The 12,681-nt window shown below is 45.3% G+C and carries 13 protein-coding genes; 10 read left to right on the forward strand and 3 right to left on the reverse strand.

Features of this window, described 5'->3' with window-relative positions; translation table 11 throughout:
• Positions 1–33: 33 nt before the first annotated feature.
• Positions 34–780, reverse strand: a complete 747-nt coding sequence (gene hemQ, locus AC58PQ_RS19450) for a hydrogen peroxide-dependent heme synthase (protein ID WP_497244373.1) — start codon at positions 778–780, stop codon at positions 34–36.
• 212 nt (positions 781–992) lie between these two features.
• Between hemQ and AC58PQ_RS19455 the strand changes: the two genes are divergently transcribed.
• From AC58PQ_RS19455 to dnaI, 4 genes are all read left to right on the forward strand, one after another.
• On the forward strand, positions 993–1,277 hold the full coding sequence (locus tag AC58PQ_RS19455) for a YuiB family protein (RefSeq protein WP_497244375.1): 285 nt from the start codon (positions 993–995) through the stop codon (positions 1,275–1,277).
• 80 nt (positions 1,278–1,357) lie between these two features.
• Positions 1,358–2,254, forward strand: a complete 897-nt coding sequence (locus AC58PQ_RS19460; RefSeq protein WP_497244377.1) for an alpha/beta fold hydrolase — start codon at positions 1,358–1,360, stop codon at positions 2,252–2,254.
• 198 nt (positions 2,255–2,452) lie between these two features.
• Entirely contained in the window at positions 2,453–3,946 is a 1,494-nt protein-coding gene (locus AC58PQ_RS19465) for a replication initiation and membrane attachment family protein (RefSeq protein ID WP_497244379.1), read from the forward strand.
• A 31-nt stretch (positions 3,947–3,977) separates the two neighbouring features.
• Entirely contained in the window at positions 3,978–4,931 is a 954-nt protein-coding gene (gene dnaI / locus AC58PQ_RS19470) for a primosomal protein DnaI (protein WP_497244381.1), read from the forward strand.
• Positions 4,932–5,280: 349 nt separating this feature from the next.
• Here dnaI and AC58PQ_RS19475 read toward each other — a convergent pair whose 3' ends face one another.
• Complete coding sequence (locus tag AC58PQ_RS19475; protein WP_477591058.1) at positions 5,281–5,421, reverse strand: YqzM family protein; 141 nt, start codon at positions 5,419–5,421, stop codon at positions 5,281–5,283.
• A gap of 213 nt (positions 5,422–5,634) precedes the next feature.
• On the opposite strand from AC58PQ_RS19475, the gene AC58PQ_RS19480 reads away from it, so the two are divergent.
• The 3 genes from AC58PQ_RS19480 (at position 5,635) to uvrC (ending at position 8,516) form a co-directional block, all read left to right on the forward strand.
• A complete protein-coding gene (locus AC58PQ_RS19480) occupies positions 5,635–6,018 on the forward strand; it encodes a MerR family transcriptional regulator (RefSeq protein ID WP_497244383.1) in 384 nt (127 codons plus the stop codon).
• A gap of 169 nt (positions 6,019–6,187) precedes the next feature.
• The gene (gene trxA / locus AC58PQ_RS19485) at positions 6,188–6,502 is read left to right on the forward strand and encodes a thioredoxin (RefSeq protein ID WP_477591056.1); all 315 of its coding nucleotides are present in this window, start codon (positions 6,188–6,190) and stop codon (positions 6,500–6,502) included.
• A gap of 115 nt (positions 6,503–6,617) precedes the next feature.
• A complete protein-coding gene (gene uvrC, locus AC58PQ_RS19490) occupies positions 6,618–8,516 on the forward strand; it encodes an excinuclease ABC subunit UvrC (RefSeq protein ID WP_497244385.1) in 1,899 nt (632 codons plus the stop codon).
• On the opposite strand, the gene AC58PQ_RS19495 is transcribed toward uvrC, so the two are convergent.
• On the reverse strand, positions 8,476–10,116 hold the full coding sequence (locus AC58PQ_RS19495) for a CPBP family intramembrane glutamic endopeptidase (RefSeq protein WP_497244387.1): 1,641 nt from the start codon (positions 10,114–10,116) through the stop codon (positions 8,476–8,478). The genes uvrC and AC58PQ_RS19495 overlap by 41 nt on opposite strands.
• Before the next feature lie 215 nt (positions 10,117–10,331).
• On the opposite strand from AC58PQ_RS19495, the gene AC58PQ_RS19500 reads away from it, so the two are divergent.
• From AC58PQ_RS19500 to AC58PQ_RS19510, 3 genes are read left to right on the forward strand one after another with little or no spacing between them, the layout of a single operon-like run.
• Entirely contained in the window at positions 10,332–11,684 is a 1,353-nt protein-coding gene (locus AC58PQ_RS19500; protein ID WP_497244389.1) for a TrkH family potassium uptake protein, read from the forward strand.
• 12 nt (positions 11,685–11,696) lie between these two features.
• The gene (locus AC58PQ_RS19505; RefSeq protein WP_497244391.1) at positions 11,697–12,359 is read left to right on the forward strand and encodes a potassium channel family protein; all 663 of its coding nucleotides are present in this window, start codon (positions 11,697–11,699) and stop codon (positions 12,357–12,359) included.
• Positions 12,360–12,403: 44 nt separating this feature from the next.
• Positions 12,404–12,679 carry a winged helix-turn-helix domain-containing protein gene (locus tag AC58PQ_RS19510; RefSeq protein WP_497244393.1) on the forward strand — a complete coding sequence of 92 codons (276 nt, stop codon included), beginning with the start codon at positions 12,404–12,406 and terminating at the stop codon, positions 12,677–12,679.
• Positions 12,680–12,681 lie beyond the last annotated feature (2 nt).

The raw sequence follows: 12,681 nt of genomic DNA on the forward strand, positions 1-12,681 counted from the left end.
GGACCGTGGTCCTTTGCTCTTAAATGGTATGCTTTAGATTTGAATGAATGCCGCGAATTTCTCTGGCAGCATTACATTACCAACGTAGAAATCTCCGAACTCGCCAAAGCGTGCACTGACTTCATCAAAGCGCATTTCGTACACGAGCTTTTTGAAATGAAGGGGATCATCTGAGAATAGTGTAACGCCCCACTCCCAATCATCCAAACCAACGGAGCCTGTAATGATTTGTTTCACTTTACCTGCATAAGTGCGACCGATCATACCATGACTGCGCATCATCGTTTTACGATCTTCAGCAGGAAGCATGTACCAGTTATCGTTGCCATCACGACGCTTGTTCATCGGATAGAAGCAGATATGCTTGGATTTAGGAAGAATTGGTTTCAAGCGGGCTTGAATGTCAGGATCCTGTGCAGGATCAACACCTGGCTTCGCAAGGTAACTGCTCAATTCTACGATCGAGACATAGGAATAAACGGGTATAGTAAACGCAGCAAAGCTGGACTTATTAAAAGCAGTTTCAAGCTCATTCAGCTCTTCCAGTGTTTCACGCATTTGCATGAAAACGAAATCAGCTTTTTGACCTACGATGCTATAAACGGCAGTACTGCCTAGTTTATCGTTTTCAACTTGCTGCCACTGGGACAAGAAAGTTTGCAGCTCATCCGCTGCATGCTTACGTTCTTGCGGGGTTGCGGCATGCCATGCATTCCAATCCATCAGACGGAAATCATGGAGCGCATACCAGCCTTCCAGCGTTTGTACGGCTTCACTCATTGTTTTTCCTCCATTCAAGGGCTAATATCCCCTACATTGTATCCAATTCATGGAGAAAGGGCAAATGAACAAAGGGTGAAATTACTCTGAAGTTGCTTGGAAATTGTTCAATTTGTGTACACTTTACCTGTACCTTCCTGTCGATTACAATAATAAGAGCTACAGGAGCCAATGAAATGAAGTGCTTCTTACATATTTAAGGGGGAACTATCGTGCTGCAAATGGTTATTGCCACTGTCTTAATGATGGTGTTATTCTTTGGGATCGGATTTATTCTAAACATGCTGATGAAAACGACATGGTTTCCGCTGTACGCGTTCATTGCCTTGGTGATTGGGATTATCATCTATGGTTATATGGGATCCTCCACTTTTCTATCCAGCGACGAGAGCTTTACGATTGTTGATGTTATTCCCGCAATCGGGGGTCTAATTGGCGCGATTTTGAGTGGCTCTGCGATCAAAGCACTGCGTACTCGCGGTTTCAAAATGTTCTAGTCGCCGTGTGATAAAGGTAAGCTAATCGGGTCACGCTAAGAGGGGGTAACATAATCTCACTTACGGAGGTGACACGACCCGTGCCTTGGGCGAATGTGAATGGATCAACACTGCATTATGAGTTAACGGGGCCAGAAATGGGTACGCCGATTGTGTTTATTCATCCTCCGTTGCTTACGCTTGAAGCATTCACGTATCAGAAGGAACAACTAGGGGACCGTTTCCGATTGATTACTTTTGATATTAGGGGGCATGGCGCTAGTGCTTGCTCAGCTCGGACACTAAGTTATGAACTTATTACGGAAGACATGATAGGGCTTCTTGATCACTTAGGTATCAAGCAAGCCTTTCTGTGCGGTTATTCCACAGGAGGAACCGTTGCTTTGGAAGCATTACTCTCGCATCCCACCCGGTTTGTTGGGGGGATTATCGTAAGCGGGATGTCTGAATTGACAGATACCTACAATAGGCTCAGAGTTTGGCTTGCGGTTCGAATGGCGAATCCTAGTCGATTTATGAAACTTTTGATTAAGGCAATTACGTATGGCAATGCCGATAAAACGACAACCTATCATAAGTTGAACGAACATGCTTTACATGACGCAGCAGGCAATGTGAAATCGTATTTCGAACAATCGCTGCACTACTCCTGCACAAGCCGTCTTCCTAGGATTCAGCAGCCTGTTTTATTGATCTATGGTCAAAAGGACACTAGATTCCATCCATACGCCCAAATTCTTCACAAGGGGCTGCCTCAAAGCTCTCTTTTTTTCATCAAAGATGCTAAGCATCCTGTACCGATTCAAAGCGCAACGCGTATGAATGATCTTATTGAATTATGGATGGAAAGCCTAGCAGAGAACGAGCAGAGCGAACATTGGAAGCTTGATCTGACTATCGCACAGAAGTTGCATCCGCAGATGTATGGACATGTAGGAGAACCTGATGTTGATCCCGAAAACACGTTGAATAGTTGAGCCCACGTTAAGATTCCATTGCTAGTGAGTAATTGCGATGGAATCTTTTTCTTGCCCATAAGGTAAAATTATCTTTCTCTTGTAGATACCAAGATTGTCGATTTTTGTGGTAGACTAATAGAGAGAGACTGAGGCAGTAAGCAGCTAGATTTGTAGTTGCGACTCGGTCGAGCTGAGGCAGGATGGTGCTGTAACGGGATGAGAATGACGAATATGCTGCATTTCACCGAGAATCACAGGTTTTGTGTGAACCGTGAGTTTTCTTTGAGCAGTTTAGATTATAAAATGTTAGCGATGATGTATCAGCCAATGATAGGCGGCTTGGCGATTAGTTTCTATCAGGCGCTCTATCAGCAGATGAGTGCTGAGAAGGTAGGCTATTCGCCGATGGAGCAGCAACGAAAGCTGTTTCTGTTGCTTGAGCTGGAGCAGAATGAGCGCGGCCGGAAGTATATTATTGAACAATCCTCGAAGCTAGAAGCGATCGGTCTCCTTCAGACGACACGCAAGTTTATTCCGGAGGAAGAGGATTATGTTTTCGTCTATACGCTGTTCGCGCCGTTAGGGCCGAATGAGTTTTTCCGTAACCAGCATTTAACATTGTTTCTCCGCGACAAGGTCGGCAAATTTATGCTGCTGTCGCTGCGCGAAGATCTTCTCTCACCTGAACCTGAGGAGTGTCGAGAGGCGACCGAGGAGAACTTATCGGTTCCTTTTTATGAGCTATTCCGTCTGAATACACAGGTCGTGGATTATGAGCTGGAACAAGCACTCTATGAGGCGTCTGCAAGCAAGCAAGGGGACGCTCGAATGGATGTGACGACCAAGGGCTTCAAGTACGCTGATATTATTATGAGGTTCCCGCGTGGAGCTAGTAATCGCATGTTTGTCGAGGCGTTGAAGCACAAGCCAGAGCATATGGTAGCCATTAATATTGTGGCGAAGAAATACAACCTTTCCTTGCAAGAAACGTGCCGCTTGCTGGATGAGGATGGCGTGTTCACGGAAGAGGGTGAGCTTGTCATGGATCTCATGCAATATAATGCGAATCTGTTCTACAGACAGAGCAAGAAACGGGATGAGGAACGAGAGCGGACGACAACGAAAACTGAGGATAGCGTTGAACCGTCGGAAGAGCAGTCCGTTGAGATGGCCTATTACTTAGAAGTTCCTCAGCAGCTGCGCGGCGAGTGCACAGATCATCAGTACAACTACATCATGAGAAATGAGCCATACACGGCCGTGCTGAAAATGTTTTTCACACAGGGTTCGATACCTGATGGCGTACTTAATATTTTCGAAAAAATCGATTTGAACTATAAATTAAAAGAAGAAGTCATCAATGTTCTGATTCACTTCCTGCATATTGATCGTCGCTCTTGGGCCAAATCCTCGATTGAGGCTGTAGCTTCCGATATGCTAGGCAAGCAAATTAATACGTATGAACAAGCTGTTGAATATGTGCGTGAGAAAATCAATTATAAACAGAAGGCTGCTTCTAAAGTGGAATCTGCGAAGGCAGGTGGAGGCTCTGCTACACGTGGACGTCAGGGTAAGATACAGAAGCCTCATATCCCTATTGTATTGCCAGATTCGGGAACAACGGCGTCTACAAGGCTGTCTGCAGAGGAGTTAGAGGCTGCTAGACGAATGGCACAGAAGCTGGATGAGCGATTTAATCGCAAGAGCTAGAAAGATGTGACTGTTAGGAGGTGCCGATCGGATGGAATCCTTATCTCATTTACTTAAATCATTACCGGATTCAGAATGGAAAAGAAAAGCAGAAGCGAAGATTCAAGGAGTTCTCGCGGACCCATTGATTGCTAAGTTTCGTCAGAAACATCCTTTTGTCGATGATTATGCGATTAAAATAAATATGAACAAGCTGTATCAGCATGTTTCTGAATATAAAAATTGCTCCAATTGCCCAGGGTTGGACAAATGTCCTAACGATATGACGGGGCATTACACCATAATTTCGGCTGAATCCGTGGAGGGTCGCGCTGCTTTTATCCATGAGGAGAAGGTTTCCTGTAAAAAGTTCATTGCCAAAGGACAACAGGATGCCATCAGCAGCCGTATCCGCACGTTTCACGTGGATCCGCGTATGATTTCGCGAAGCTTCTCTTTTGGTGATATTTTGGAAACGGATTTGGATCGGGCGAAAGCCGTTATGCAGATCAATGACTACGTGAACTTAACCATCGAGGAAGGACTTCAACCTCGTGGCCTGTACTTATCTGGATCGTTCGGTACGGGGAAGACGTTCTTGATGGGCTATATGCTGCATCAGCTTGCCAAAGTAGGGATGACGGGCGCTATCGTCTATATGCCAGACTTTGCCGAGGACTTGAAGAGCATGTTCCAAGAGCCTTATAAGCTGAAAGAGACGATAGACCTTCTGAAGGAAACAGACTTACTCGTTTTCGATGATATCGGGGCAGAGAATTTGAACCCTTGGCTCCGAGATCATGTCATCGGTGCGATCGTCAATCACCGGATGAATCGGAAACCAACCTTCTACACCTCCAATTATGTGCTGTCGGGTTTGGAGAAACATTTCAGCTTCACGAACAAAGATGGTGACGAGGAGTACAAGGGCCAACGAATTATGGACCGGATCCGACCATTCGTTGATGTAGTTGAGGTAACGGGGACGAACAAACGAGGGAAATAAGATGCGAAGCAAAGAGGGTGTCCCATAAGCCATGTATGTGGCGGGGAACACCCTCTTTTTTGCGTCAACTCGTTTGCGGCGTGGATATAGCTTATCAAAGATGCGAAAAGGGAACCTTTCTCGTCGAGTTCACCTGTCTAACTGAAATGCTTGCAAAAGTGCAACTATTCTGCTGGTATTTCTCATTTTGTCACCATATGGGTCCGAAAGGTTGCACTTTCGCACGAATTCATCCATATTTATCCGTTTTCCCAAAAAATGAGTGTGCTTTAGCATCTTTGAAGAAAATGGCAGAAAAAAAGCCGCTTCGCATAAAGATGCAAAGCGGCTTTTTATGTGTTGTTCTATCCTATTTCATCACTTGGATGACGGTAGCAATGACTGCAATGACGAACAATACGCCAAAGAATGCGCCAAAGCCTATGCCTACATCCATGAAATCATTACGCGGTTCTTCGTACACGTGATGCTCAGGGTGTTGATTGCTCATGTGGTTACCCCCTAACGTCCGACATTCATATTTGTAAGCCTAGTATACCCAAATTCGTCGAAAGTTGTAAAGCTAATCAAAAGTGACAATTATGCAAACAAACACAAATGAGATCGAATTGGGCAAAATAGCTCTTGACTCTGACATTAGTGTCATGGTTTATATTAAAGACATCCCTCCATTCATGAAGGAACAAGGAAAGAAGTGAAGTCCATGCGGATTAGTGAGCTATCCAAGCTTACCGGAGCCAGTATTCGGTCCTTGCGCTACTATGAGACCAAAGGGCTGATCGCAACACAGCGTGAAGAGAATGGTTATCGCGTCTACAATCAAATGGTTGTTGAACGTGTGAAGACGATTCAGTTTTATTTGAGCCTCGGCTTCACGACCGAACAGATTGAGAGCTTTCTGAACTGTGTGATGAAGAATCAGGAGTCACAGTGCGATGATCTGCTTCCGCTATATACCGAGAAGCTTCTAGAAATCGAGAAGCAAATGGAGATGCTGCAGCTGCTTCAAGCCAACTTGAAGGATAGAATCTCCTATATTGAAGAGCAGCGACGCCAAGGCTTGCCAGTAGAATTACCTTCGAAGTAGACCGAGGGATGCCCTTTTTTCTAACTAATGGCTTGGTTGAAAAGGTACCTAACTGTGGTATACTTTGTGTGTTGACTTTGTCACCCGTGATGTAAAGCAAGTTAAGTTAACAGCTTAATCTTACTTTTCACCTTATAAATTGAATTCATTCTAAGAAGGAGGAACTATCATGGCAATCGTGAATGTTTCTGACAACAGTTTTAAAGAGGAAGTTGAAGGAGAAGGTACAGTACTTGTAGACTTCTGGGCACCTTGGTGCGGACCTTGTAAAATGATCGCTCCTGTATTGGAAGAGCTGGATAAAGAAGTTGAATCTTTGAAAATCGCAAAAGTAAACGTAGATGACAATCCAGAATCTGCTGCTCGCTTTGGCGTAATGAGTATCCCGACACTGATCGTCTTCAAAGACGGACAGCCGGTTGATAAAGTGGTTGGCTTCCAATCCAAAGACGCGTTGAAAAACGTTGTTTCCCGTCATCAATAAGTCATAACCGTTACAAACTAGAAACAATTGTTCGTGAGAAAAAGCTCTTTTTCTGCTATGCTGAGAAAGAGCTTTTTCTTGTGTGCTGATTTTTTCTGAAAGGAGATGAGAATAAATGACTGACTTCGAGCAAGAGGACGCTGACGTCCGCGAACAGAGCTTGGAAACGATCAGGCATAAACTATCTTTACTTCCGGATAAGCCGGGCTGCTATATCATGAAGAATCATCAAGGTACCATTATTTACGTGGGTAAAGCTAAGGTTTTGAAAAATCGTGTGCGCTCTTATTTCACAGGGAGTCACAGCGCAAAAACGCAAAAGCTAGTCAGCGAAATTCGCGACTTTGAATATATCATTACTTCGTCCAATATGGAGGCACTCATCTTAGAGTGTAATCTGATTAAGCAGCATCATCCTCGCTATAACGTGCTTCTGAAGGATGATAAGACATTCCCGTACATTAAGATTACACATGAAGAACAGCCGCGTCTGGAAGTCACGCGGCGTGTGTACAAGGATAAGGGAAAGTACTTCGGCCCTTATCCGAACGCTTTCGCGGCGCAGCAGACGAAGAAGCTGCTGGACCGGTTGTATCCGCTGCGCAAGTGCAAGACCATGCCCGATAAAGTATGCCTATACTATCACATGGGTCAATGTCTTGCGCCCTGCGCTTTAGAGGTATCCGCGGAGACGAACGAGCGGATGGTGCAAGAGATCAGTCGTTTCCTGAACGGGGGACACGACGTCATTAAAGAAGAGCTGACGACCAAGATGTTGGCGGCAGCAGAAGAACTGAACTTCGAGCGCGCGAAGGAGCTGCGCGATCATATCATGAGCATCGACGCGCTCATGGAGAAGCAGAAGATCACAACGGCCGACGCGCTCGACCGCGATGTGTTCGGCTACGCCGTCGACAAAGGCTGGATGGCGGTGCATATCCAGTATATGCGCCTGGGCAAGCTCATCGAGCGGCATGTTTCGCTCTTTCCCTACTACGGTGATGAGTACAACGATTTCATGACGTATGTCACACAGGTATATAGCGAAAATCCGGCATTGCCGAAGGAGATTTTCTTGCCAACGATGCCTGAGCCAGAAGTGCAGCAAGAGGCTTCGGATGATGTGGTAAGACGTTCAGAGGGAGACGAGAAGGAGATCCGCGAAGCCTTGGAAGGTTGGCTTAAGGTCAAAGTCCACATGCCGCAGCGCGGATTGAAAAAGCAAATGGTCGATATGGCCAGAGACAACGCAGTGAACGCATTGGATGAGAAATTCCGACTTGTTGAACGCGATGAGCGTCGTACGACGAAGGCGGTTGAGAACCTCGGCGAGTGGCTTGGTATCGGCACGATTCGTCGAATTGAGGCGTTCGATAACTCGAATATCCAAGGGACGAATCCGGTATCGGCCATGGTTGTTTTCGTGGATGGTAAGCCTGATCGTAAGGAGTACCGTAAATATAAGGTGAAAACGGTCGTAGGGCCAGATGATTATGAAACGATGCGAGAAGTGATTCGGCGTCGGTACGAACGTGTATTGAAGGACAATCTCACGATGCCTGATTTGATCGTTGTCGATGGAGGTAAAGGGCAAATATCTGCCGCTATCGACGTTCTTGAGAATGAATTGGGCTTATTTATTCCGATTTGCGGGCTTGTGAAGGATGCCAAGCACAAAACAGCCCAGTTGATGATCGGGGATCCTGCCGAAATTGTTCCGTTACCGCGAGACAGCCAGGAGTTCTACTTGCTGCAGCGGATTCAAGACGAGGTCCATCGCTTCGCCATCACGTTCCATCGAGAAACGCGAGCGAAATCGATGGTCGTTTCGCAGCTCGACGCCATTCCGGGCGTCGGCGAGAAGCGCCGCAAAGCGTTGCTGAAGCATTTTGGCTCCGTACGCAAAATAAAAGAGGCCGAAGTCACGGACTTCAAGCCTCTCGGTATAGGTGAGAAATTAGCGAGCGAAATTATCAAAGCACTTCAAGGCGAGGCGGCGGCTCCCCAAGAATAGGGGGCTTTCGCCTTTTTCCATGCAGCCAAGCTAAGACTAGTCCAACCAGTCCCGGAAGTACGAGATACAGTATACCAGCAAGTACATCGCCGACATGGCCTAAGGAGAAGAGGGACAATCCCATCAGAATGCTATCCATGCATGCATGGGCAAATATGGCTGTAATGAACCCATATTTCAGGAATACATATCCGAGAATGATACCGATGATGGTGACCTCGATGAGTCTCGTATACACCGGATAGATCGGATATTGGGTATGGCTGGCTGCCCAGATCACACTTGGTAATAAGATGGCAATGAAGTTGTTGCGGAACATCTTTTTGAAAAGGATGATTCCGAGCAGTCGGAAGGTCGCCTCCTCTGAAATGGCCGCAACCCATGCCATGAGCGGGAATAATCGAGGCTCAAGCATGTTGAGTACCGAATCCGTGGGATCATTAACGGACCAGACATCAAACTTCACTTCGCCTGCGTAAAATAACACCTGCTGAATGCCAAGGATGAAGAGTGCGAGTAAATAACCGCGTCCCATTCCGTTGTAAACCTCTTGACCGAACAGGCCGTCTTTCCAAGAGGGCCATTTTCTCTGACCGATGGCGTTCCAAAGTCCAATACCAGCGACCAGAGAAAGGTAGAGCGAGATGCCTAGAAGAACAGTAATTACGCTCATGAAGACAATTGTAAACCATATGGCCAAGTCACTGTTCGTATCACCGCTCATCACTCGGAAGGCCGGATACATATTCACATTATTCGTGAGATAAATGACTAAGAAGATAGTGGTTAAAAGCAGACCTCTGCTGAATTTCATATGTTTCCTATATATGATGGCAAAAACAATCGCAGCAAGCGTCATCAGCAGGGTGAAGCCCATGGAAATCCAAGTCATGAGAGATGCGGAGTCATCTTGTTCTGCTAACCAATCCAGATGAGACGCAGGCAGCTGAAAGCTGACAAGAAAACCGGTAAGATTCGCTTGATCGAAATTCACGCGAACGTGAAGCTTGGCTTCACCGATCGGATTCGTGCGTTTTTCATAATGCAGTGTTGTTTGTTCTTCGGAAGCATCATCGCTTGTCGCATCCACTTGGCTGAAGTCCGCTGGGTCAAAGTCCATCTGACGAAGCTCCAGCTTCGCTAACGTATCTGCTTTTGTCTTACTAATCGGCGACGACTGTCCCTTGTTCGTGATTTCTAGATTTTCATGCCAGCCGATGATGTTCGAATTCGTGTAATTCACATCGACTTCAAACTGTCGTTTCGTTATGGTATCCTTTACACTGACTTGATAATAGTCGAGGGGGAACCGTTCCCCATATTGCTTCGTATAAGCTTCTAGTAAATGCTCTTTTTGTAAGTAGCCATTTCGTTCTTTTTTAGATTGATAGACAACATAAGTTTCTGGATTGCGCAGTTCGTAGCGCTGAAGAATAAAGGCTGCCGCACTTTCTGCAGCTTGCTGCTTAGTAATCGTAGGGATATCTGCAACTGGCGGTTCTTCATCACGCAATCCATACAACATCGCAATACTGATATAAAGGAGTAGGCCGATACAAGCCAAGAAGAGGAGAAAACGATTAAATTTCAGCTTTAGCATAGTCAAATCCCTTCTGAATTCGCGATTCTCAATCATTTCTTTACGTTATCATAGATTAAAAAGAAAGCCAATTTACTGGTAAAGATTCGGAAACAATTATATAATACCTATCAATTGCTTATTGGGGAATTTCTACATGTTAACGGGGGAAGTCTATCGTTACAACTTGAATTCCGATTATTTTCTTACATACCCGGGAGGCACGATAAGGTACCATGAATAAAAAAATGAATATATGGCAACTAACACCGCCTCAAATATTGGTTCTTGGCTTCGCTGTTATCATTTTCATAGGAGCGGGGCTTTTGATGTTGCCGTTTGCATCGACCACTGGATTGTCTATGTCATTTATTGATGCTCTTTTTACTGCGGTGTCGGCAACCTGTGTAACAGGGCTTGTTGTCGTAGATACAGGCAGTGCATATACCACTTTTGGACAAATTGTGATTATCTCTTTGATTCAAATCGGCGGTCTTGGCTTCATGACCATGGCCACGCTAGTCGCTTTTGTTTTTCGTAAAAAAATTACGTTAAAAGAACGGCTCGTCTTACAAGAAGCTTTCAACCAAGGCAGTATGGAAGGCATTGTCCGTTTAATTCGTAAAGTTATTATATATTCCTTGTCCATTGAGGCTGTGGCTGCAATCATTTTTACAATTCGGTTTTCATTTGATTTTGGCTTTACGCGAGGTCTTTATTACGGCATCTGGCATTCAGTATCCATGTTTAATAATGCGGGCTTTGATTTATTTGGAACCGTGGATGCACCTTTCGTTTCTCTGACCGGATATGTCGGCGATTTTGTCGTTAATTTTGTAGCGATGATGCTGATTATCCTTGGAGGGATTGGATTTATTGTCATCTCCGATCTGATGGAATTTCGCAATAAGAAGAAGCTTTCCCTGCATTCAAAGGTCGTTCTAAGCATGAGCGGTTTACTTCTCTTAGTAGGTGCGCTTGGTATTTTTATATTCGAATTTACCAATATCAGAACCTTAGCTTCCTTGGATTTTGGTTCCAAAGTGTTAGCGTCCTTTTTCCAATCTACGGCTGCCCGGACGGCGGGTCCGAATACAGTGGATATTGGCGCGCTTCGTTCAGCTTCCCAATTTCTCCTGATCATTCTCATGTTTATCGGTGCCTCACCAGGCTCCACGGGCGGAGGAATTAAAACAACTACGTTTACGATTCTGATAAGTGCCATTATTACGATGATACGTGGTAAAGAGGATATCGTTATTTTTCGCTACCGTCTTGCCAAGGATCGAATTCTCAAAGCGATTACGTTATCTATGATGGCTTTATTTTTAGTCATCTTCGTCACGATGATTTTATCTACGACTGAGGACTCGTCTTTTATCAAAATTTTGTTCGAGGTCACATCCGCATTCGGAACTGTAGGCGTAACGATGGGTTTAACGCCGGATTTAACAACGATTGGGAAAGTGCTTATATGCTTAACGATGTTTGCTGGGCGCTTAGGGACAATCACACTTGCCTATGCCTTACAGCCGAAGCAGGAAAAAGAATTATTTAGATACCCTGAGGGGAAAATTACGATTGGATAGGGGTTAGGAAAGATGAAGAAGAATCAATACGTAGTAGTAGGACTTGGGCGATTTGGGTCAAGCCTATCCAAAGAGCTCATGAAACTCGGTCATGAAGTGTTAGGGATTGACTTAAATGAGGAAGTCGTAAACGAAATGAGCGATCAACTGACGCATGCGGTTGTCGCGGATGCCACGGATGAAGATGTGCTGAAATCATTAGGAATTCGGAATTTTGATTGCGCGGTTATCGCCATTGGAGATGATATTCAATCCAGTATTTTGACGGCTATTGTGATGAAAGATTTAGGGGTCAATCAAGTCGTTGCCAAAGCGTTAACAGAGCTTCATGGGAAGGTTCTGACGAAATTAGGCGTCGATCGCGTCGTTTATCCGGAGCGGGATATGGGGATTCGTGTGGCACATCAACTCGCAACCCCGAATTTGTTAGATTATATTGAAATATCCAAAGACTACACGATTGTTGAACTCTCGGTACCGAAACGCTTATGCGGCTATACGATTCAACAATTGGATCCGCGGGCCAAGTACGGCTGTAGTGTTGTCGCGATCAATAAGCAGTCTGGGGTAATCATTGCGCCGCATGCGGGTGACATCGTGAATGAAAACGACATTATGGTCATCATCGGAACCAACAACCAAATCAATGAATTCGAAAGTCAAGTTATCGGCTGATCCCAACACATTCCATGTCCTGGAGCTAGCATGAGAAAATAACATTGGATCCGAAGACACGCTCCATGTGTGTGTATGGCGAGATTGTGGAGACGACCTATTCCGAATTCGAAATTATGAAATGCTTTATCAACAGCCCGGGTCGGGTGTACAGCCGCGAAGATTTACTGCAAACGGTTCGCGGTTTCGATTCTTTTGTCACAGACAGGGCTATTGATGTACATATCGCGAATCTTCGTAAAAAAATTGAAGATAACCCCAAAGAGCCGAAGTGGATTCGGACGGTTTGGGGGGTTGGGTATAAATTCGTGTGGATGTAATG

The sequence above is a fragment of the Paenibacillus sp. J22P143 genome, from assembly GCF_059692035.1.